Source organism: Streptomyces sp. NPDC058741 (assembly GCF_042746715.1).
Taxonomy (GTDB): domain Bacteria; phylum Actinomycetota; class Actinomycetes; order Streptomycetales; family Streptomycetaceae; genus Streptomyces.
The window spans coordinates 286547-306435 of record NZ_JBHYQH010000001.1 but is presented as its reverse complement, the minus strand read 5'-3'; the positions used below and the strand labels follow the sequence as shown (position 1 = coordinate 306435).

Below are 19889 nucleotides of genomic sequence, written 5' to 3'. Positions count from 1 at the left end.
GCGCCGCCCCCCACCACCCCCCCCCCCCCCCCACCGCACGACCCCCGTCCCGGCCCCCCGCCCGCGGGCGGCGCCCCCCCCGCCCGGCCCGGCTCGGCCCGGCTCGGCTCGGCTCGGCTCGGCCCGGCTCGGCTCGGCTCGGCTCGGCTCGGCCCGGCTCGGCTCGGCTCGGCTCGGCTCGGCTGAGCGTCGAGCCCCGTCCCGCTCAGATGTCGAACGGACCGTTGTGGCAGACGGCGCCGCCCCACTCGATCTCGGCGGTCTCGGCCTCGAGCTCACCGAAGTACGGGCTGCACGCCACGTGGTGGTCGTACCGGTGGTCCTGGCCGTCGTCCCCGGCGGCGGCCGTCGCCGCACCGGTGGCGGTCACGGCTACGGCCAGGGCGGCAACGGCCAGAGCGGATCGAATGCGCATCGGATTCCTCTCGCGGTGGAGCCAGGTCACGGCCAGAGGTCCCCGTTCGGTACCGCACACACACGTTGTTCCACCCGTACGGGCGCGCGCCGCCCGGGTCAGCGTTCCAGATGCACCCGGCCGCCGACCTCGGTCCAGCCGCCCGGCTGGGGTGCGGTGAGGATCTGGGAACCCGCGCCCTGGATGATGTTGAGGGCCCGGCCCAGCCGGTCGGTGAGCAGCAGGGCCGCCGCACCGGTCGCCTCGTCCTCGTCGATGCCGTCGCCCCGCCCGGGGAAGGCCCGGGCCCGGACCCGCCCGGCCGGCTCGTCCTCCCAGGCCCAGGCGTACACCCACTCCCCGGGCGGCGGCACGGCCAGGCCGTCGACCTCGGCGGCGCTGCCGTACTGGCGCAGCGTGCGCGGCGGCACCCAGTCCGCCCGTGCCTCGATCCAGCAGAACTCCCCGTCCTGCCGGGCCCCGGCCACGCCGGCGTGGGTGACCAGCTCGGGCACGTCCAGCAGCCAGGCGGTGCCGACGCAGGGGTGCCCGGCGAAGGGCAGCCGCAGGGTCGGCGTGTAGATGTCGATCACGCCCCGCTCGGGGTCGTCGACGAACACGGTCTCGCTGAAGCCGAGCTTCGCGGCGAACGCCTGCCGCTCCTCCTGGCCGGGCATCACGGAGCCGTCGCGCACGACCCCGAGTTCGTTGCCGTAGCCGCCGTTCGGCGCGCAGAAGACGCGGAGCACGTCGTAGTCAGTCACGGGGGCATTCAAACACCGTGCGGGCGGGCGGCGCGTTCCCGGCCCGAGGGACGGTCCGGCCTCACACGCAGTGCCCCCGCGCCCGGAGAGCCTTGACCTCCCTTTGACCAGTTCTTGGCATTCCTTTTGGCCTACTTAGGCCATCCTTATGGACGTTAGGTGAGCCTCACCTACCCTGAACTAGGGTGCACCACGAACAGTTTTCGGCCACGTCTTGGAGCCCGCATGCGACCCGTCAGACCTCTCCACGCCGCCAGCGCGATCGCCGTGGCCGCGGCGCTGGCCGCCGTCACCGGCTGCACGGAGAAGAGCGACGCGCAGGACGGCGACCACGTGATCAGCGTGACGGCGACCGACGACTCGTGCGAGGTGTCGAAGAAGGAGTTCCCGGCCGGGCACGTCGAGCTGGCCGTGGAGAACAAGGGCTCCAAGGTCACCGAGGTCTACGTCCTCTTCCCCGACGACCGCGTGGTCACCGAGCGGGAGAACATAGGGCCCGGCACCAAGCAGCGCGTCACCGCCGAGGTGAAGGCCGGCGACTACCAGATCGCCTGCAAGCCCGGCATGAAGGGCGAGGGCATCCGCCAGGCCGTCACGGCCACCGGCGGCAAGGCCGTCCATCGCGACCCGCGCCTGGACGAGGCCGTGGCCGCCTACCGCGCCTACGTGCAGCAGCAGGCCGACGAGACCCTCCCCAAGGCCGAGGCCTTCGCGAAGGCGGTCGAGGACGGTGACCTCGACGCCGCGAAGAAGGCCTACGCCCCCTCCCGCATCGGCTGGGAGCGCACCGAGCCGGTCGCCGAGTCCTTCGGCGACATCGATCCCAAGGTCGACGTCCGCGAGGACGGCCTGGAGGACGGCCAGGACCCCGCCACCGACTGGACCGGCTGGCACCGCCTGGAGAAGGCCCTCTGGCAGGACGGGAAGATCGGCGACCGCGAGAAGGAACTCGCCGGCCTGCTGATCAAGGACCTGAAGGACTGGCAGAACCGGGTCGGCAAGGCCGAGATCACCCCGACCTCCATGGCCAACGGCGCCAAGGAACTCCTCGACGAGGTCGCCACCGGCAAGGTCACCGGCGAGGAGGAGCGCTACTCGCACACCGACCTGGTCGACTTCAAGGCCAACGTCGAGGGCGCCGAGAAGTCCTACGAGCTGCTGAAGCCGGTCGCCCGCGACAACGACGCGGCCCTGGTCACCGAGCTGGACAAGCAGTTCGCGTCGCTCGACACCCTGCTCGACCGGTACCGCCCGGACACGAAGTCGTACGACTTCACCTCCTACGACAAGGTCGGCAAGGCCGACCGCAAGGAGCTCTCGGACGCGGTCAACGCCCTGGCGGAACCGCTGTCGCAGCTCGCCGCCGCCGTCGTCAAGTAGCGGGACACCACCATGACTGAGACCAACCCGGCTTCCCCCAGCCGCCGTTCCCTGCTCGGCTGGGGCGGCGCGGGCCTCGCGCTCGGCGCCGCCGCGGCCGGCGGCGCGGTGGCCGTGGCCCGGACCGGCGACGAGGCCGCCCCGGAGGCGAGCACCGGGATCGCCTTCCACGGCGCCCACCAGGCGGGCATCGCCACCCCGGTCCAGGACCGTCTGCACTTCGCCGCGTTCGATGTGACGACGCAGGACCGGGAGGCCTTCGTCCGGCTCCTGAAGGACTGGACGGAGGCGGCCCGCCGCATGACGGCCGGGCGCCCGGTCGGCGAGGGCGGCTACGGCGGTCTGCCCGAGGCCCCTCCGGACGACACGGGCGAGGCCCTGGGCCTGAAGCCCTCCCGTCTGACCCTGACGATCGGCTTCGGACCCTCGCTCTTCGACAGGTTCGGCCTCGCGGACCGGCGGCCCGAGGCCCTGGTCGACCTGCCGAAGTTCGCGGGCGACAACCTGGACAAGAACCGCAGCGGCGGCGACCTGTGCATCCAGGCCTGCGCCGACGACCCCCAGGTGGCCGTCCACGCGGTCCGCAACCTCGCGCGCATCGGCTTCGGCAAGGTCGTCATCCGCTGGTCGCAGCTCGGCTTCGGCAAGACCTCGTCGACGACGCCCGAGGCGCAGACCCCGCGCAACCTGATGGGCTTCAAGGACGGCACGCGCAACATCGCGGGCACGGAGACCGGCCGGCTGCGCGAGCACGTCTGGGTGGCGGACAAGGACGGCCCCGACTGGATGGTGGACGGCAGCTACCTCGTGGCCCGCCGCATCCGCATGCACATCGAGACCTGGGACCGCGCCCCGCTGCAGGAGCAGGAGGACATCTTCGGCCGTGACAAGGGCGAGGGCGCGCCGGTCGGCAAGGCGAAGGAGCGGGACGAGCCGTTCCTGAAGGCGATGAAGCCCGACGCGCACGTCCGGCTCGCGCACCCCGACTCCAACCAGGGCGCGACGATCCTGCGCCGCGGCTACTCCTTCACCGACGGCACGGACGGCCTGGGCCGCCTGGACGCGGGCCTGTTCTTCCTGGCCTACCAGCGCGACGTGCGCAAGGGCTTCATCCCGATCCAGCGCAACCTGGCGACGGACGCGCTCAACGAGTACATCCAGCACGTGGGTTCGGCCCTGTTCGCCGTCCCGCCGGGCGTCCGCGACCAGGACGACTGGTGGGGCAGGACGCTGTTCTCGAAGGAGGCCTGAACCCGTGTTCTCCAACTACCTGATCGGTCTGCGCGAAGGGCTGGAGGCGAGCCTGGTCGTCTGCATCCTCATCGCCTACCTGGTCAAGACCGGCCGCAGGGACGCGCTGAAGCCGATCTGGACGGGCATCGCGGTCGCGGTCACCCTCGCCCTCGGCTTCGGCTGCGCCCTGGAGTTCGGCTCCCAGGAACTGACGTTCCAGGCGCAGGAGGCGCTCGGCGGCTCCCTGTCGATCCTCGCGGTCGTCCTGGTGACGTGGATGGTGTTCTGGATGCGCCGCACCGCCCGGCACCTCAAGGCCGAACTGCACGGCAGACTGGACGCCGCCCTCGCCATGGGCACGGGCGCGCTGGTCGCGACGGCTTTCCTCGCGGTGGGCCGGGAGGGCCTGGAGACGGCCCTGTTCGTCTGGGCCTCGGTGCACGCGGCGAGCGACGGCACACCGCGTCCGCTGCTGGGCGTGGTCCTGGGCCTGCTGACGGCGGTCCTCCTGGGCTGGCTGTTCTACCGGGGCGCGCTGCGCATCAACCTGGCGCGCTTCTTCACCTGGACCGGCGCCATGCTGGTCGTGGTCGCGGCCGGCGTCCTGGCCTACGGCGTCCACGACCTGCAGGAGGCCGACTTCCTGCCCGGCCTCACCAGCAAGGCCTTCGACGTCTCGGGCACGATCCCCCCGGACAGCTGGTACGGCACGCTCCTGAAGGGCATCTTCAACTTCCAGCCCGACCCGACGGTCCTCCAGGCCGTCGTGTGGACGCTGTACCTGGTCCCGACGCTGGCCCTGTTCTTCCTGCCGAGCAGGACGACGCCCGTGCCCGCGCCGGTGCGCGAGAAGGTGTGACGCGGGGGCGGTCCACGCACCCGGCCCGCCCCACCACCGGCGCGGCGGCCCCGCCCCACCACCGGCGCGGACGGGGACGCGCGCCCCTGCCGGCACGTCGCGTTCCCCCGCGGGCGCCCTCACCTCCCCCGCCCCGGCCCCACCGCCGCGGCCACCCGGTAGGGTTCGCCTCCGGAAAGGGGAAGGTGAAGGAACCCGATGAGCAGGGATCGCGACCCTCGAACGCTCCGCCGGTACGCCCGGAGCGCCCTCATATCGGCCTCGGTGACCGCGATGTCACTGACCGCCGGCGGATGCGTCGTCGTACACGGTGAACGGGAGGTCCTCCCGTCCACCACCCGCGCCGAAGCCGCCAAGGCGCTCCGGCAGTTCACGACCGCCTACAACGAGGCCGACGCGGCCTACGACAGCGGTCTGGACGCCGAGCACACCACCGGCGCCCTCGCCGACATCGACTCGGCCCGTCTGAAGGCCGGCAAGGCCAACAGCCCGGACGGCAACGCGAACCACACCCCCCTCGAACTGACCGACGCGAAGTTCACGATCCCGAAGAAGGCCGGCTGGCCCCGCTGGTTCCTCGTCGACGCGGCCGGCAACAAGGGCGGTTCCGCCCGCTGGCTGCTGGTCTTCACCCGCAGCAGCCTCGGCGACCCGTTCCAGGTCGCGTACCTGACCCTCGTCGCCCCGGGCAAGGTCCCCGAGTTCAAGGAGGACGCGGACGGCTGGGCCGAGTCCGTCCCCGTGGACGCCTCCGGGCTCGCCACCGCTCCCGGCGCCCTGAGCGAGGCCTACAGCACGTACCTGAAGAACGGCGGGGACACCTTCGCCGACGGCGCCCACACCAGCCAGTGGCGTGCCCTGCGCCAGAAGAACGCCAAGAAGCCCGGCCTGGTCACCCAGTACATCGACGAGCCGCTGACGAACGGCGACTACGCGCCGCTGGCCCTGCGCACGACGGACGGCGGGGCGCTGGTGTTCTTCACCACGCGGCACTACGAGAAGCAGACGGCCCACACGGGCACGTCGGTCCCCACGCCCAACAAGGACGTGCAGGCCCTGACGAAGGGCGAGATCAAGCAGTCCCTGACGATGGAGTTCGTCTCCAACGAGGTGGCGCTGGACCCGAAGGGCCCGGGCGAGGTCACGATCCTGGGCAGGATCCAGGGCCTGACGGCGGCGGAGGGTTCGTAGCGGCGGGGGGGCGGGCGGGCCGGCGGCTCCCCGGGGCAGGCGCTCAGTGCCGCAGCGGCCAGCCGACGCCCGCGTGCCCGGCGTCCTCACCGGCGTAGCGCGCGCAGACCTCCGTGAGCACCTCCAGCAGGGTCAGCGGATCCGGCAGGGGGTGCTCGGGCCCGCGCACCCACCGCACGGACTGGCCCTCACCGGGCAGCCGGGCCGGCGGTACGAGGACGTAGGAGCCCCGGCAGTGCCAGCGCAGGCCGGGGTGCTCGTCCATGGTCTCGGGATGGCAGTCCAGCTCGCACGGCCACCACTCGTCCTCGTCCTCGGGCGTACCGCGGGTGAGGGTGAAGAACAGCATGCGGCCGTCGTCGCTCTCGGCGACGGGCCCGACCTCGACGCCCTCGGCGAGCAGCCGCTCCGACGCGGCGCGACCGGCGTCGAGGGGCACGTCGAGGACGTCGTGCACCATGCCGGTCGCGGTGATGAAGTTGGCCTGCGGCTGGTTGCGGGCCCAGCGCTCGATCTGGCCGCGGTCGGTCGTGGACTGCGTCTGCCAGGCGAAGGACACCGGGTGCCGGGCCGGGGTGGGACAGCCCACGCGGTCGCAGGAGCAGCGGTAGCCGGACGGGTGCGCCGCGGGTGCGAGCGGCAGTCCCGCGTCGGCGGCGGCGAGCAGCAGGGCCTCACGGCCACCGTCACCGGTGGCCTCCTTGGGCCGGCGCCCGGCGCGCAGCCACTGGGTGAGTCTGCCCCGCAGGCCGCTCGGGCCGCCGAACTCCGCGCTCATCTATCCCCTCGCCTCGCCGTCGTGCCGAACAGCATGCCCTATGGTCGCATCTTCCCGCGCGCCGGGGGGCCAGAGCCCACATCCGGGGCAGGACGGCCGAGACGGGTACCGGTGGGGCGAGGCATATGCCTGCGGGACGAGATGCACTCAACCCTTTGATCAGGTGTCATTGCCCGCTTTGCCATGACATGCCGCCCTACGGTGTTCGCCATGGTCACAAGGATCGCGCTGACGGGCCTGGCCTGTGCGGCTTCGGTGGTCTCGCTGACCCTCACGGGCCCCGGCGGCCGCGCCCCGACCCCGCTGGAGTGGGGGGCGGGCCCCCTGACGGTGGCGGCACTGCCCCGGATCACCTACGTCGCCCACCGCGGCGGCGCCCGCGAGGTCCCCGAGAACAGCATGACGGGGCTGATGGCGGCCTACCGGCGCGGTACGGCGCAGGTGCTGGACTTCGACACCCGGGTGCTGCGCGACGGCACCCCGGTGGTGTTCCACGACGAGACGCTGAACCGCACGACCTACCAGGGCGGCGCGGTGCGCGGCCTGGACGCCCGGGAGTGGCGGGGGGTGCGGCTGCGCCCGAGGGACGCGCTGCCCGGCAGCTGGCGCTCGGAACGGCCGCCGACGGTCGCCGAGGTGCTGGACCGTCTCGGCGGGCGGATCGTGCTGATGCTGGAGGCGAAGGACCCGCGGGGCCTGGAGCGGCTGGCCGGTCTGGTCCGGGCCCGGGGCCTGACCCGCTCGGTCTTCGTGAACTCCAACGACCCCGAGGTGGCCCGGCGCGTGCACCGCCTCGGCCTGCTCGCCCAGGTGTGGCGCTCGGCGGAGCAGCTGCGCACGGACCGGCCGGAGCGCTGGCGGGCGTTCGTCGACCTGCTGGACGTGGACCACCGGGCGCGGGACGCGGACCTCAGGCGGGCGGTGCGGTCGGGGATTCCGCGGGTGTGGGCGCACACGGTGGTGACGGACGCGCAGCGGGACCGGGTGCTGGCGCTGGGCTGCGACGGCGTCGTCACGGACGCGCCGGGCCGCCTCGCCCGGGCCGCTCAGCGCGGGGCGAGACCGTGAAGGGCGTAGTCGACGAGGGTGTCGGTGTACGCGTGGGAGATCGGGCCGGTGTGCTGGAGCCAGCGCTGGGCGAGCGGGGAGACGAAGAACTCCAGGGCGATGCGCAGGTCGAGGCCGGCGCGGATCTGCCCGGCGTCCTGCGCGGCGCGCAGCCGGTCCGCGTAGAGGTCGAGCGAGGGCTGCAGCAGCTTGGCCACGAACTCGCGTCCGAGCTGCTCGTTGACGACGCCCTCGGCGGCCAGCGCGCGGGAGGGCGCCTCGAAGCGGGGGTCCTGGAGCTCGTCGACGGTGGCGCGCAGCACGGCCTTGAGGTCGGCGGCCACGTCCCCGGTGTCCGGGAAGGTGTACGGCGCCGACCCGGCCTCCCGCACGGTCCGCTCGCCCAGGTCGAGGAAGGCCTCCATCAGGACGTCCGCCTTCGACGACCACCAGCGGTAGATCGTCTGCTTGCCGACGCCGGCGCGGGCGGCGATGCCCTCGACGGTGGTCTTCGGATAGCCGGCCTCCACGACGAGCGCCAGGGCGGCGTCGTAGATGGCGCGGCGGGACTTCTCGCTGCGCCGGGTGGAGTCGGGGGCGGCCTTGGCGGGGGCGGGGCGGGCTGACGTCTGGTCGGACATGGTGCGAAGGTAACAGGTTGACAAGACGGTTCGTCTCGCTGACAGTGAAGGCATAGAGCGAGACGGACCGTCTCGTCACGTGGGGGAGTCGGGGAAGGAGCCGGACATGGCCCGAGGTGGAGCCGGAAACATGCTGGGGGTCGGCGGTTCGCGCAGGAACCTCGGCCGTGAGGCGCTGCGGGGCGGCGGCCGGGGCGGCCGGGTCGGCGGCGGTCTCGATCCGCAGGCCCAGAAGCGCGAGCTGCTGCGCAGGCTCCAGCAGGAACGACAGCAGCGGGGAGAGGAGGACGGCACGGCCCGGCCGTCGTCGTGAGCCTCCCCCGCCCGGGGGAGGCGGCCCCCTCGCGCGCGGGATCCTCCCGGGGCGTCGGCCGGATGACGACGTGGACGGCACCGTGGCCTACTCGGCCTCAGCGCAGGGAGTCGACGTCCACGTGCCGTGGTCGGCACCCGCGATGAGCTTCAGGACAGCGCGGGGCGTAGGTGAGAACCTCCTGGGCCGACGTGCCGTCCTACGCTGCACGCCGTCGCTTGCCGTGCTCAACGTACAGCGCACCGGGGGGCTTGCGGCAAGGCCCCCGTCAGGCCGCAGAATCGCCGACCGAGGCCAGTACCTGCAAAAACGGGAGTCGCGTAGTGCGTGTGTTGTTGTCGACGTATGGGTCGCGCGGGGATGTCGAACCGCTGGTGGCGCTGGCGGTGCGGTTACGGGAACTCGGCGCGCAGGTGAGGGTCTGTGCGCCGCCGGACGAGGTCTTCGCCCGGCTGCTAGCCGGGGCCGGTGTGGAACTGGTGGCGGTCGGCAGGCCGATGGGCACGATGACGGCGCCGTCGTCAGAATCGGCGGCCTCCCGGCGTGTGACCGAGCTGGCCGCGCAGTTCGGCACGGTCGCCGCAGCCGCCGAGGGATGTGACGTCCTGCTGGCGACCGGTCTCGCGCACTTCTCCTCGCGGTCGGCAGCCGAGAAACTCGGTATCCCCTACGTGTACGCGACCTTTTGCCCGTTCCTGCTGCGGTCGCCGCACCAAGCGCCCCCCGCGCTGCTGGCGGGCCAGTCGTTCCCGCCGGAGGTGACCGACAACCGGGCGCTGTGGGACCTGAACGCCCGGACCTTCAACGCGCTGCACGGCGGGGCGCTCAACGCCCACCGGGCCTCGGTTGGTCTGCCGCCCGTGGACGACGTCCACGGTTTCATCTTCACCGACCGGCCGTGGCTGGCGTCGGACCCGGTCCTGGGTCCGTGGCGGGAGACCCCGGAGCTCGACGTCGTGCACACCGGGGCGTGGATCCTGCCGGACGAACGCCCGTTGGCGGACGACCTGCTGGCGTTCCTGGACACGGGCACACCTCCGGTGTTCGTCGGCTACGGCAGCATGCGCGGCGTCTCCGCGGACATCGCCCGGGTGTCCATCGAGGCGATCCGCGCGCACGGCCGCCGCGCACTCGTCGGCCGCGGCTGGGCCGAACTGGCTCTGATCGACGACCGGGACGACTGTTTCGTCGTCGGCGAGGTCAATCAGCAGGCACTGTTCGGCAGGGTGGCCGCCGTCGTGCACCACGGCGGCGCGGGCACGACGACGACGGCCGCCCGGGCCGGAGCGCCGCAGGTGGTAGTGCCCCAGGCGGCGGACCAGCCCTACTGGGCCGGCCGGGTGGCCGCCCTGGGCATCGGTGCGGCACACGACGGCTCGGCTCCGACCACCCAGTCCCTGTCAGCCGCACTCGGGAGGGCCCTCAGCCCCGAGACCCTCGCACGGGCACGGGCCGTGGCCGACGGCATCCGCACCGACGGAGCAGCAGTGGCCGCGAAACTACTGCTCGACGCCGTCAGCCGAGAAAGGCCGTCGGTGCCCGCGTGAACCCCCACACGGCATCACCGAGCCGGGAAAGTGCCCAGCGCCGGGCTGCACCGCCGACGCGGCATGCTCGAAGAGACCGGCATACTCGGCGGCTTTCCGGTCAACGTCGGACACTCACCAGCGAGCGACAGCACTGGCCTCCGAAGACCATTCGGTCAGGAGTTCTTCAGAGGCTGACTCACGTCGCAAGTTCCGCGAGCTTCTTCAGCAGCTCGGGGCGGTTGCCGTGGCCGGGTTTCAGCACTGCCGGTCATTGCGGTCCACGTACGGGATCTTGAGGCCACGAGTAGCCCCTGGCAGGCTCATGCCGCATGATCGATGAATTCGCGAAGGGCACCCTGCACGGGCGGCTGCGGCGGGACCGCAAGGCGCTGCTCTGGAAGCTCGACGGCCTGTCCGAATACGACGCCCGCCGACCTTTGACGGTGACCGGGACCAACCTCCTCGGCCTGGTCAAACACGTGGCCAGCGTGGAGGCCAGGTACCTGGGCGAGGTCTTCGACCGGCCGTCCCCAGAACCGCTGCCCCGGTGGCAGGACCACGGCAGCGATCTGTGGGCGGCCGAGGACGAGGCGCGCGATCAGATCATCGAGTCCTACCGGCGCACGTGGAAACACTCAGACGCGACGATCGACGAGCTTGCCCTCGATGCCCCGGGCCACGTGCCGTGGTGGCCGGAGCCTTATTCCGACACGAACCTGTTCGCCATCCTGGTCCACGTCCTCGGCGAGACCAACCGGCATGCCGGGCACGCCGACATCCTGCGCGAAGGCGTGGACGGCCGAACCGGGATGCGCCCCGAACACGAGATGCAGATCGATGAGGACGCCCGCACCGCCTACTGCGCGAAGATCGAGCAGGCCGCCAGGTCGGCCGCATCAGCTGAGTGCTGATCTGTCGAAGCGTCTGGTTCCTGATGGGTTCTGGAGGCTGGTCGCCCCGTTGCTGCCGTCGTTCGCGGCTCGACCGCAAGGTGGCGGGACCGCTCCGAGCGACCAGCGGGCCGTGTTCACCGCAGTGGTGACGTGCTGACCGGCGGCTGTGCCTGGCGGCATCTGCCGCCGACGTTCGGCACGTCCTCCGCCACCGCGCATCGCCGCTTCACGGTATGGACCGAGGTCGGCCTATGGCGTCGGCTGCATCGGGCGGGCGAACATGCACGACGGTCTCGCCCTCAAGCCGCTCTTCCTCGGCATCCCCGCAGTCCGGTCCCGCCGGGGACCACGGCGGCGCCGGCCCGTCGAACTCCGTGCGGACAAGGCGTACTTCTCCGCCGGACACCGCATCTGGCTGCGCGAGCGGGGGCTCGTCGCGCACACCGCGCGGCCAGGCATCGAGTCCGGCGAACGCCTCGGTCGGCACCGCCGGAAGATCGAGCGGTCGACCGCTCGGCTGTTCGGCTACCGCCGCCTGACCATCCGAAATGAACGAAAGCGCTATGCCGTCGCCGCCGACGGCCGCCGTGCCGGAGGCACTCGGCACCGGGCCGGGCCACGACCGCCACCGCCTGGGTGATCACAGGCTCAGGCGGGTGGCCAGGCGTCCCCCCAGTCGGCGTCCCGGGCCGCCTTGTAGAGGTCGCCGTGGCGTTTGGTGACGGTGGCGCGGCGCAGGGACGGCTCGGTCCCGCAGAGGTCGAGGAGGACCTGGCCCTTGCGGATCTGGGGGCGCCGCACGATCCGGGAGGGCGCCGGTCCGACGGGGAAGCGGGCGGCGGCGACGTAGGCGAACTTCTCGTCCTCGTAGGCGAGGGAGCCGCCCTTGACCTGGCGGTGCAGGGAGGAGCGGCTGACCCGGGCGGAGAAGTGGCACCAGTCCGTGCCCGGGGCGATGGGGCAGGCGGCGCTGTGCGGGCAGGGGGCGGCGATGCGGAACCCGGCGCCGGTCAGCCGGTCGCGGGCTTCCATGAGGCGGGCGTAGCCGTCGGGGGTGCCGGGCTCGACGATCACGACGGCCCGGGCGGCGGCCGCGGCGGCGTCGACGAGGGCGTCGCGGTCGGGGGCGGTCAGCTCGTTGAGGACGTAGGAGACCGTGACGAGATCGGTGCTCTCCAGGCAGAGCGCCGCTCCGATACGGGTGCGCCGCCACGTGACGTCCCGCAGCGCCGGGTCGGCCGCGGCGATCTCCCGGCCCAGGGCGAGGGCGGGTTCGGCCCAGTCGAGGACGGTGACCGGCCGGTCCCCGCCCCAGGTCGCGCGCACGGCCCAGGCCGCCGCGCCCGTACCGCCGCCGACGTCCGTGTGCGATCCGGGCACCCACGCGGGCGCGGCCTCGGCGAACGCCGCCAGCGCGCACCGCACGGCCTCGAAGGTCGCGGGCATCCGGTAGGCGGCGTAGGCGGCGACGTCGGCCCGGTCGCGCAGGATCGGCGCGTCCGTCGGGGTGGCCCCGCGGTAGCTGGCGATGAGCCGCTCGACGGCCTGCGCGGCCTGCCGGGGCGGCAGACCGTCGAGCAGGCCGGCGAGCGCGGCGCGGAGGGTCTCGTCGGGACGTGCGGGGGCGTTCACCCGGCGATTCTCTCAGGTGCGGCGGGCCGGGCCGTGGATCCCCCGTACCGCCCGGGCCACCCGCGACCCCGCCACCGCCCTCGGCGCGCTGTCCGTGCGCCGGCGGCGGGGATGGACCGCGTTGGTGAGCAGGATCAGGAACGTGTCCGTGGCCCGGTCCAGGACCAGGGACGTGCCGGTGAAGCCGGTGTGGCCCGCCGCTCCCCCGCCCGCGAGGTCGCCCATGAACCAGGGCTGGTCGAGCAGGAAGCCGAGGCCGGGCGGGGTGAACAGCAGCTCGACGAAGTCGGGCCCGAGGATGCGGGCGGGGCCGTAGGAGCCGCCGGCGAGCAGGGCGCGGCAGAACACCGCGAGGTCGCGGCCCGTGGAGAACAGGCCCGCGTGGCCAGCGACGCCGCCCAGCGCCCAGGCGTTCTCGTCGTGGACCTCGCCCCGCAGCATGCCCCGGTCCGCCTTGGCCCAGGGCCGGCGCTGGTCCTCCGTGGCCGCCGCGCCCGGGCACGGCCCGAAGTCCGTGGCCGTCATGCCGAGCGGCCGGGTGATGCCGTCGCGGAAGAGGACATCGAGGGTCCGTCCCGAGACCCGTTCCAGGACGTGCTGGAGCAGGAGCATGTTCAGGTCGGAGTAGCGGGAGGTGCCGGGCACGCCCACCGGCGCCTCCGCCTGGAGCGCGGCGAGCCGCGCCGCGTCGTCCGGGCAGTCGTACAGCGGGAGTTCGGGCCGCAGCCCGGAGGTGTGGGTGAGCAGCTGACGGACGGTGATGCCGTGCCGGGCGGCGGCCGTGAAGTCGGGCAGGTACGCCCCGACCCGGGCGTCGATGCCCAGCGTGCCGCGCTCGATCTGCTGCACGGCGGCCACCGACGTGAACAGCTTGGTGAGGGACGCGAGGTCGAAGGGCGTGTCGACGGTCATCGGGACGCGGTCCCCGGGGGGCAGCTCCACACCGGCGTCGGCGTCCTCGTCGTAGGCGGCGTAGCGGACGGCCCAGCCCGCCGCCTCCTCGACGGCGATCACCGGTCCGCGTCCGACGACCAGGACGGCGCCGGGGGCCCAGGGGCGCTGCCCGGTGGTGAGGACGTGGACCTCGCGGACGAGGTGGCGCAGCTCCCCGGGGTCGAGCCCGGCCCGTTCCGGTGTGCCGTCGCGCAGTCTCGGGGCGCTCAGCGGTCCGCTCCCTCCGCGCTCACACACCTGCTGTCGGTCCTCCAGGGACGGCACATTCCCACGAAGCAGCCCAGGGCCACCAGTGCGGCGGCCAGTTGGACGACGGCCATCGGGACGGCGGTGTGCTCGCCGGCGACGCCGACGAGCGGGGAGGCGACCGCGCCGATGAGGAACGAGGTGGTGCCGAGCAGGGCGGACGCGGATCCGGCGGCGTGCCTGGTGCGCATCAGGGCGAGGGCCTGGGTGTTGGGCAGGGTGATGCCCATGGCCGACATCAGCACGAACAGCGCGGCGGCGACGGGTCCGAGCCCGACCTCGCCGAAGACGCCGAGGGACATCAGCAGCAGCGCGGTCGCGGCGGTGACGACGACGACGAGGCCGGTGCCGAGCACCCGGTCGAGGCTGACCCGGCCGACCAGGATCTTGCCGTTGATCTGGCCGACGGCGACCAGCCCGACCGAGTTCAGGCCGAACAGCAGGCTGAAGGTCTGGGGGGAGGCTCCGTAGATCTCCTGGACGACGAAGGGGGACGCGGAGATGTAGGCGAACAGGGCGGCGAAGGCGAAGCCGCCGGTGAGCGTGTAGCCGGTGAAGGAGCGGTCGGCGAGCAGGCCGCGCATCGTGCGCAGGGCCTCGCCGACGCCGCCGCCGTGCCGCTCGGCGGGCGGCAGGGTCTCGGGCAGCCGCGTCCAGACCAGGACCCCGATCAGCAGGCCGATCACGGTGAGGGCGGCGAACACGCCCCGCCAGTCGGTGACGCGCAGGATCTGCCCGCCGATGAGCGGCGCCACGATCGGGGCGACGCCGGAGATGAGCATGAGGGTGGAGAAGAAGCGGGCCATGGCCATGCCGTCGTAGAGGTCGCGGACGACGGCCCGGGCGATGACGATGGCCGCGGCGCCCGCGAGGCCCTGCGCCAGCCGGAAGGCGACGAGCAGTTCGACGGTGGGGGCGAGCGCGCACAGCACGGTGGCGACGACGAAGACGGCGAGCCCGGCGAGCAGCGGGCGGCGGCGCCCCCACCGGTCGCTCATGGGTCCGACGACGAGCTGCCCGAGGGCCATGCCGGCCAGGCAGGCGGTGAGGGTGAGCTGGACGGTCGCGGCGGGCGCGTGCAGGGAGCGGGTGACCTCCGGCAGGGACGGGAGGTACATGTCCATCGCCAGCGGAGGGACGGCGGTCAGGCTCCCGAGGAGGAGGGTGACCAGGAGTCCGGTGCGGCGGTGCGGTGCGAGGCCGGGGACCGCCGTCCCGGACGCGGCCCCCCGCGCGGTGTTCGATATGGACGCCCCACCCTCGGGCATGAGTCCCTCCCTTTCCGAGTCGATCGCCACCTATGCTCTCAGCTCGTACGGACTGCTCGGGCCGTACGGACTGCTCGGGATCATGAGGCGAAGGCGGGGCGGGTATGACGGACCGGACGGTGCGGTGGGGGATCCTGGCGACCGGGGGGATCGCGGCCGCATTCACCGCGGACCTGATCGACCTGCCGGACGCGGAGGTCGTGGCGGTGGCGTCGCGGTCGCAGGACTCGGCGAAGGCGTTCGCGGAGCGCTTCGGGATACCGCGGGCGTACGGCGACCGGAACGCCCTCGCGCAGGACGAGGACATCGATGTCGTGTACGTCGCCACCCCGCACACCGCGCACCGGGCCGCCGCCGGTCTGTGCCTGGCGGCCGGGCGGAACGTGCTGTGCGAGAAGCCGTTCACGCTGAACGTGCGCGAGGCGGAGGAACTCGTCGCGCTGGCACGGGAGCACGGGCGCTTCCTGATGGAGGCGATGTGGACGTACTGCAATCCGCTGGTGCGGCGGCTGAAGGCGCTGGTGGACGACGGGGCGATCGGCGAAGTACGCCATGTGCAGGCCGACTTCGGGCTGGCCGGGCCGTTCCCGCCGTCACACCGGCTGCGCGACCCGCGGCTCGGCGGGGGCGCGCTGCTCGATCTGGGCGTGTATCCGGTGTCGTTCGCGCAGCTGCTGCTCGGGGAGCCGTCGGACGTCGTGGCGCGGGCGGTGCTCTCGGACGAGGGCGTCGACCTCCAGACGTCGGCGGTGCTCTCGTGGGAGAGCGGCGCTCTCGCTTCGGTGCACTGCTCCATCGTGGGCGGCTCGGCGACCGCGGCCTCGATCACCGGCTCCCGGGGCCGTATCGACATCCCGCACGGCTTCTTCTTCCCGGAGGGTTTCGTCCTGCACCGGGACGGCCGCGACGCCGAGGAGTTCACGGCCGACCCTGCGGACGGGCCGCGCAACAGCATGCGCCACGAGGCACTTGAGGTCATGCGGGCCGTGCGCGCCGGGGAGACCGAGTCCCCGCTGGTCCCGCTGGACGGCACGCTCGCCGTGATGCGGACGCTCGACGCGATCCGGGACCGCGTCGGCGTCCGCTACCCGGGCGAGACCCCGGACGAGGACCGCACGTCCGCGCTCACGCCGGCTTGAGCCCCGGCCCCCCACCTCCGTCACGAAGGACGCGGCGGACGCGGCCGTCGTGACCGGCACCGCCCGCCGGGTCACGTACGGCACGGTCCTGAAGTCGGCCCGCGCCGCCCGGGACGGCGGACCGTCCCGTACGCTGCGAGCCCATGAAGGCCAGGGGAACGGACCCGCGGCGGGACACGCGGCCGAGGGTGGCGGTGGTGACGGGGGCGGGCTCCGGCATCGGCAGGGCGGTCGCGGGGGAACTGCTGCGCACGGGCTGGTCGGTGGCGCTGGCGGGCCGGCGCGCCGAGACGCTGGAGGAGACGGCGGCCCTGGCTCCGGAGGGCGCGGCGGCTCTCACCGTACGGACGGACGTCTCACGCCCGGAGGACGTCGGCGCCCTCTTCGCCGCCACCGTGGAGCGCTTGGGCCGGGTGGACCTGCTGTTCGACAACGCGGGCACGTTCGGGCCCGGCGGCGTCCCGGTGGAGGAACTGCCCTACGAGGCCTGGCGGCACGTGGTGGACACCAACCTCAACGGGGCGTTCCTGTGCGCGCAGGCGGCGTACCGGCTGATGAAGGAGCAGGACCCGCGGGGCGGCCGGATCATCAACAACGGCTCGATCTCCGCGCACACGCCCCGTCCGCACTCGGTGGCCTGCACGGCGACCAAGCACGCGCTGACGGGCCTGACGAAGTCCCTCTCCCTGGACGGGCGGCCGTACGGCATCGCCGTCGGCCAGATCGACATCGGCAACGCGGCGACCGACATGACGTCCCGCATGGGGAGCGGAGCGCTGCAGGCGAACGGGGAGGTGACCCCGGAACCGGTGATGGACGTCGCGGACGTGGCCCGCACGGTGCGGCACATGGCGGAGCTGCCGCTGGAGGCGAACGTGCAGTTCGCGACGGTCCTGGCCACGGCGATGCCGTACGTCGGGCGGGGTTGAGCCAGGACCCGGACGGGGCCGCAGGCCGTCAACTGGTCAACGCCCACAACCGGAATGCAAACATCCGCCCTGTTGCGGCCGGTCGGGGACTTATGCTCAACTCTCCTGCACGAAAGCTTCACAGTTGGAGCGGCGAGCTTCCGTCGGCCACATCCAGGGGGGAGGCGGCGGTCGTTCCCGGCACCGGGTGGGGGTGGTCCCCGCGGGACCGCGGGATGCGCACCGGTGCGCGTGGAACGACCGCCGCGACGACGCCAGGACCCGTGGGGTCAGGCCTGACCGGTCTCGAAACGGGAGATCCGGCCGTCGTCGTCCAGGGTGAAGCTCCACCGGGTGCGCATCTCGCCCCAGGTGTCGTTGCTGTAGCGGGCGAGGAGGCAACGGCCGCCGTTGGACTCGTTGTCGACCTCCATGTGGCCGTGGGAGGAGAAGATCTCCCGGTCGACCCAGTCGGCGAGGTCGCGGTCGGAACCGTCGTCCGCCATGGTCGCCCCCGGCGCGAGGAGCTCCATGAAGCGCGCGCGGTCGTGGTTGTTCACGGCCGCCACGAAGGCACGGACCGTCGGATCGCTGAGCCGCGTGGTCTGAATCGTCATACGGGCCAGCGTCGTACCGGCCCCCGGACCGCGCCACCGCTGCCACCCGAACGGCGTCCCAGGCGCGTCCGCGAGGTGTCGCCGGGTGCCGCGGGTGCGACGGTGGAGACGCGACGAGGGAAGTTCCCCCTTCGTGCCGCCTGCTGGCCGCTGCCTGCTGCCGGGCCAGGGCATCCGTGCGGTCTGTCCCTTTGAGCCGCAGGTATCTGGCGCGGATGGCTTCGGGTGCGGTGACGAGGAGGTTGGTGATCTGATCGAGGGCGGCGGTGCGGGCCTTCACCGCGGAGCGGGCGAGGTCTCGAGAGGGTCCTCGTGCCGGCGGCGCCGCTTCCGTGTTTCTTGAGCTCCCTCCACACCCACGGGCCGTCCTCCTGGTAGAGCAGGTCCGGCTTGGCGATGACGACGGCCTGTGCCGCGGTGTCGTGGACGACGCGCAGGGCTTCGGGCTCCACCCGCCGGATGAGGGCGGCGTCCTGGAAGGGCAGGCGTCGACGTGGTGGAGCAGCATGTCCCGGCCGGTCGCGGCGTCCTCGTCGGAGACCCGCCAGCGTCCCTCTGTCCAGTTCTCGTCCTCCGGGGGCATGTCATCGGCCGCGCACGGTGGCCATCCCGGGCGACGGTGCAGCTTCTCGACCCAGCCGTGCACGCCTGGGCGAGTCTGGCCGCGCTGCCGTACTCGTCGGACTTGGGCAGGTGCAGGGCGCGGAGGAATCCCTGCGCGGGGCAGGCCGCGTGATAGCGCAGATCGCTGATCGACACCTTCCGCAGCGGTGCCACCCGCGAGGGGAGTCCGAGGACGCCGGGCCTGCGCGGCACGGCGGTCGACGGCGTCCATGACCGGCCCGAGGGGGAACGTCTCGAGCTCCGGCTTCGGCAGCCGGAGTCGCCGGGTGGGCCAGAGACCGGGCCGGGCCTTGGCCGCGGCATGCGAGGGGCAGGTGTGTTCCTCGCTCCCACCCGTCCCGGGGCCCACGCGGACCAGGCTGTCGTCCCCCGTCACCCAGTGCGGGCTGCGCCATGCCGTGGTGTGCTCGAGGCTCATTGCCTCCCCCGTCTTGACCTCGGGCACACGGCACCCTTCGGGCGGCCGGGTGCGCCGTCGGTATCGACCCGGAGCAGGAATCTTGGAAGTCATTGGAAGTTATTGGCACAGGTTGGATCCTGCGCTAAGCTGCCCCGCATGGCGGCATCACTGGAGGATCTCGAGCAGCGCCTGTCCCAGCTGCGCACCGAGCTGCGCGGTGCCGTGCGCGCACGGGACAAGGCCGAAACCGCGCGCATCCGCCGCGCACTGCGCGAGGCCGAGGCCGCGTGGGAGCACGCCCTCGCAGTCGAGGCCGAATCCGAGTCCGCAACGGACGACGGCGCGCTCCCCACCGAGCTCCAGACCTCGCCGACCTCGGTGACCGCGGGTGAGTCACGCGGCAAGGAGCGCCCGGCGCACGCCTCCATCCCGATCCGCGAACAGGTTCACCAGGCGCTCACCCTGCTGGGGGCCCCTGCCTCCCCCAAGCTCATCTCCTCCACGTACGAGGCGTTCTTCACCGAGCCGCTGGTCGCCACCAAACTCGCGTCACTCCGCCGCGACGAGGAGCGTTCCTTCACGGCACAGGGCTATGCCCGCCCGTACTACATCTGCGCGGCACTGACCCACGACCGCCTCGTCCCCGCGCGCGGGCTGCTGGCCCTGTCCACCTGGCCCGTGGAGCGGCGGATCATCGGCCCGCTCAGCCCGCGCGCCGACTTCCTCAGCCACGCGGTGGGCACCGCCGAGCAGATCCAGCGGCTCGCCACCGCGGGGCACCCCGCCCCGGACGCGGCGTGGCGGCTGCTGCGCCGCTTCGCCCTCACCATCCCCGGCGCCTACGACGCCTCGGCCCAGGAGCCCGATCCCGCCCGTGTGATCGCCGCAGCCCACGCCGAAGCCGCCGTCCATCAGCAGGAGGACGACCAGCAACGGCAAGCGGCCGCACAGCGCGCCCGTGGTCAACTGGCCGACGTACAGCAGCTGTTCGGCGCGGCCCCGATGCGCGACGCCCTGCGCGACGCAAGTGGGACCCTGTCCTGACGACCCGTTTCCCGACAGCGACGGCGTGCCAGACG

At 73.0% G+C, this 19889-nt stretch carries 20 protein-coding genes and 1 pseudogene; 13 read left to right on the top strand and 8 right to left on the bottom strand.

Features of this window, described 5'->3' with window-relative positions:
• Nucleotides 1-205 precede the first annotated feature (205 nt).
• Nucleotides 206-415, bottom strand: a complete 210-nt coding sequence (locus ACFW6P_RS01450) for a hypothetical protein (RefSeq protein WP_386353948.1) — start codon at nucleotides 413-415, stop codon at nucleotides 206-208.
• 98 nt (nucleotides 416-513) lie between these two features.
• The gene (locus ACFW6P_RS01445) at nucleotides 514-1158 is read right to left on the bottom strand and encodes a PhzF family phenazine biosynthesis protein (RefSeq protein ID WP_386353946.1); all 645 of its coding nucleotides are present in this window, start codon (nucleotides 1156-1158) and stop codon (nucleotides 514-516) included.
• Between the two features lie 225 nt (nucleotides 1159-1383).
• On the opposite strand from ACFW6P_RS01445, the gene efeO reads away from it, so the two are divergent.
• From efeO to ACFW6P_RS01425, 4 genes are all read left to right on the top strand, one after another.
• Nucleotides 1384-2538 (top strand): iron uptake system protein EfeO, encoded by a 1155-nt coding sequence (gene efeO, locus ACFW6P_RS01440; RefSeq protein ID WP_386422592.1) that lies wholly within the window; start codon nucleotides 1384-1386, stop codon nucleotides 2536-2538.
• 12 nt (nucleotides 2539-2550) lie between these two features.
• A complete protein-coding gene (efeB, locus tag ACFW6P_RS01435) occupies nucleotides 2551-3789 on the top strand; it encodes an iron uptake transporter deferrochelatase/peroxidase subunit (RefSeq protein ID WP_386422590.1) in 1239 nt (412 codons plus the stop codon).
• A 4-nt stretch (nucleotides 3790-3793) separates the two neighbouring features.
• Nucleotides 3794-4630 (top strand): iron uptake transporter permease EfeU, encoded by an 837-nt coding sequence (gene efeU, locus ACFW6P_RS01430; RefSeq protein ID WP_386422587.1) that lies wholly within the window; start codon nucleotides 3794-3796, stop codon nucleotides 4628-4630.
• 198 nt (nucleotides 4631-4828) lie between these two features.
• Nucleotides 4829-5821: a hypothetical protein gene (locus ACFW6P_RS01425; RefSeq protein ID WP_386422584.1), complete on the top strand. Its 993-nt coding sequence runs from the start codon at nucleotides 4829-4831 to the stop codon at nucleotides 5819-5821.
• Nucleotides 5822-5864: 43 nt separating this feature from the next.
• Here the strand turns inward: ACFW6P_RS01425 and ACFW6P_RS01420 are convergent, their stop codons facing one another.
• Nucleotides 5865-6599 (bottom strand): bifunctional DNA primase/polymerase, encoded by a 735-nt coding sequence (locus ACFW6P_RS01420; RefSeq protein WP_386422581.1) that lies wholly within the window; start codon nucleotides 6597-6599, stop codon nucleotides 5865-5867.
• A gap of 210 nt (nucleotides 6600-6809) precedes the next feature.
• Here ACFW6P_RS01420 and ACFW6P_RS01415 point away from each other — a divergent pair, with 210 nt between their 5' ends.
• The gene (locus ACFW6P_RS01415) at nucleotides 6810-7667 is read left to right on the top strand and encodes a glycerophosphodiester phosphodiesterase (protein ID WP_386422579.1); all 858 of its coding nucleotides are present in this window, start codon (nucleotides 6810-6812) and stop codon (nucleotides 7665-7667) included.
• Here the strand turns inward: ACFW6P_RS01415 and ACFW6P_RS01410 are convergent.
• Nucleotides 7646-8287, bottom strand: coding sequence for a TetR/AcrR family transcriptional regulator (locus ACFW6P_RS01410; RefSeq protein WP_386353932.1), 642 nt, complete (start codon nucleotides 8285-8287; stop codon nucleotides 7646-7648). The genes ACFW6P_RS01415 and ACFW6P_RS01410 overlap by 22 nt on opposite strands.
• A gap of 106 nt (nucleotides 8288-8393) precedes the next feature.
• On the opposite strand from ACFW6P_RS01410, the gene ACFW6P_RS01405 reads away from it, so the two are divergent.
• From ACFW6P_RS01405 to ACFW6P_RS01385, 5 genes and pseudogenes are all read left to right on the top strand, one after another.
• Entirely contained in the window at nucleotides 8394-8600 is a 207-nt protein-coding gene (locus ACFW6P_RS01405) for a DUF6243 family protein (RefSeq protein WP_386353930.1), read from the top strand.
• A gap of 323 nt (nucleotides 8601-8923) precedes the next feature.
• On the top strand, nucleotides 8924-10147 hold the full coding sequence (locus ACFW6P_RS01400; protein ID WP_386353928.1) for a glycosyltransferase: 1224 nt from the start codon (nucleotides 8924-8926) through the stop codon (nucleotides 10145-10147).
• Between the two features lie 311 nt (nucleotides 10148-10458).
• The gene (locus ACFW6P_RS01395) at nucleotides 10459-11040 is read left to right on the top strand and encodes a DinB family protein (protein WP_386353926.1); all 582 of its coding nucleotides are present in this window, start codon (nucleotides 10459-10461) and stop codon (nucleotides 11038-11040) included.
• Between the two features lie 132 nt (nucleotides 11041-11172).
• A pseudogene (locus tag ACFW6P_RS01390) lies at nucleotides 11173-11277 on the top strand (transposase); the annotation flags it as partial.
• Nucleotides 11278-11302: 25 nt separating this feature from the next.
• Complete coding sequence (locus ACFW6P_RS01385; protein WP_386353961.1) at nucleotides 11303-11662, top strand: hypothetical protein; 360 nt, start codon at nucleotides 11303-11305, stop codon at nucleotides 11660-11662.
• Nucleotides 11663-11670: 8 nt separating this feature from the next.
• On the opposite strand, the gene ACFW6P_RS01380 is transcribed toward ACFW6P_RS01385, so the two are convergent.
• Genes ACFW6P_RS01380 through ACFW6P_RS01370 form a run of 3 tightly spaced genes read right to left on the bottom strand, consistent with a single transcriptional unit; the run spans nucleotide 11671 to nucleotide 15122 of the window.
• On the bottom strand, nucleotides 11671-12654 hold the full coding sequence (locus tag ACFW6P_RS01380; RefSeq protein ID WP_386353924.1) for a small ribosomal subunit Rsm22 family protein: 984 nt from the start codon (nucleotides 12652-12654) through the stop codon (nucleotides 11671-11673).
• A gap of 12 nt (nucleotides 12655-12666) precedes the next feature.
• Nucleotides 12667-13872, bottom strand: a complete 1206-nt coding sequence (locus ACFW6P_RS01375) for a serine hydrolase domain-containing protein (protein WP_386353922.1) — start codon at nucleotides 13870-13872, stop codon at nucleotides 12667-12669.
• Nucleotides 13815-15122 carry a multidrug effflux MFS transporter gene (locus ACFW6P_RS01370; RefSeq protein WP_386353920.1) on the bottom strand — a complete coding sequence of 436 codons (1308 nt, stop codon included), beginning with the start codon at nucleotides 15120-15122 and terminating at the stop codon, nucleotides 13815-13817. Before ACFW6P_RS01370 ends, ACFW6P_RS01375 begins: the two co-directional genes overlap by 58 nt.
• Nucleotides 15123-15226: 104 nt before the next feature.
• Here ACFW6P_RS01370 and ACFW6P_RS01365 point away from each other — a divergent pair, with 104 nt between their 5' ends.
• The gene (locus ACFW6P_RS01365; protein WP_386353918.1) at nucleotides 15227-16261 is read left to right on the top strand and encodes a Gfo/Idh/MocA family protein; all 1035 of its coding nucleotides are present in this window, start codon (nucleotides 15227-15229) and stop codon (nucleotides 16259-16261) included.
• A gap of 143 nt (nucleotides 16262-16404) precedes the next feature.
• Nucleotides 16405-17190, top strand: a complete 786-nt coding sequence (locus ACFW6P_RS01360) for an SDR family oxidoreductase (protein ID WP_386422575.1) — start codon at nucleotides 16405-16407, stop codon at nucleotides 17188-17190.
• A 269-nt stretch (nucleotides 17191-17459) separates the two neighbouring features.
• On the opposite strand, the gene ACFW6P_RS01355 is transcribed toward ACFW6P_RS01360, so the two are convergent.
• Nucleotides 17460-17786, bottom strand: coding sequence for a nuclear transport factor 2 family protein (locus ACFW6P_RS01355; RefSeq protein ID WP_386353914.1), 327 nt, complete (start codon nucleotides 17784-17786; stop codon nucleotides 17460-17462).
• Nucleotides 17787-18966: 1180 nt separating this feature from the next.
• Here ACFW6P_RS01355 and ACFW6P_RS01350 point away from each other — a divergent pair.
• Nucleotides 18967-19854: a hypothetical protein gene (locus ACFW6P_RS01350; RefSeq protein ID WP_386422572.1), complete on the top strand. Its 888-nt coding sequence runs from the start codon at nucleotides 18967-18969 to the stop codon at nucleotides 19852-19854.
• Nucleotides 19855-19889 lie beyond the last annotated feature (35 nt).

Bases quoted from the DNA above. Each gene is read 5' to 3' on its own strand.
- ACFW6P_RS01410 (WP_386353932.1), bottom strand. From the start codon at position 8,287: ATGTCCGACCAGACGTCAGCCCGCCCCGCCCCCGCCAAGGCCGCCCCC.
- ACFW6P_RS01365 (WP_386353918.1), top strand. From the start codon at position 15,227: ATGACGGACCGGACGGTGCGGTGGGGGATCCTGGCGACCGGGGGGATC.
- ACFW6P_RS01360 (WP_386422575.1), top strand. From the start codon at position 16,405: ATGAAGGCCAGGGGAACGGACCCGCGGCGGGACACGCGGCCGAGGGTG.
- ACFW6P_RS01425 (WP_386422584.1), top strand. From the start codon at position 4,829: ATGAGCAGGGATCGCGACCCTCGAACGCTCCGCCGGTACGCCCGGAGC.
- efeO (WP_386422592.1), top strand. From the start codon at position 1,384: ATGCGACCCGTCAGACCTCTCCACGCCGCCAGCGCGATCGCCGTGGCC.
- ACFW6P_RS01385 (WP_386353961.1), top strand. From the start codon at position 11,303: ATGCACGACGGTCTCGCCCTCAAGCCGCTCTTCCTCGGCATCCCCGCA.
- ACFW6P_RS01370 (WP_386353920.1), bottom strand. From the start codon at position 15,122: ATGCCCGAGGGTGGGGCGTCCATATCGAACACCGCGCGGGGGGCCGCG.
- ACFW6P_RS01350 (WP_386422572.1), top strand. From the start codon at position 18,967: ATGGCGGCATCACTGGAGGATCTCGAGCAGCGCCTGTCCCAGCTGCGC.
- ACFW6P_RS01450 (WP_386353948.1), bottom strand. From the start codon at position 415: ATGCGCATTCGATCCGCTCTGGCCGTTGCCGCCCTGGCCGTAGCCGTG.
- ACFW6P_RS01395 (WP_386353926.1), top strand. From the start codon at position 10,459: ATGATCGATGAATTCGCGAAGGGCACCCTGCACGGGCGGCTGCGGCGG.
- ACFW6P_RS01355 (WP_386353914.1), bottom strand. From the start codon at position 17,786: ATGACGATTCAGACCACGCGGCTCAGCGATCCGACGGTCCGTGCCTTC.
- efeB (WP_386422590.1), top strand. From the start codon at position 2,551: ATGACTGAGACCAACCCGGCTTCCCCCAGCCGCCGTTCCCTGCTCGGC.
- ACFW6P_RS01420 (WP_386422581.1), bottom strand. From the start codon at position 6,599: ATGAGCGCGGAGTTCGGCGGCCCGAGCGGCCTGCGGGGCAGACTCACC.
- ACFW6P_RS01405 (WP_386353930.1), top strand. From the start codon at position 8,394: ATGGCCCGAGGTGGAGCCGGAAACATGCTGGGGGTCGGCGGTTCGCGC.
- ACFW6P_RS01415 (WP_386422579.1), top strand. From the start codon at position 6,810: ATGGTCACAAGGATCGCGCTGACGGGCCTGGCCTGTGCGGCTTCGGTG.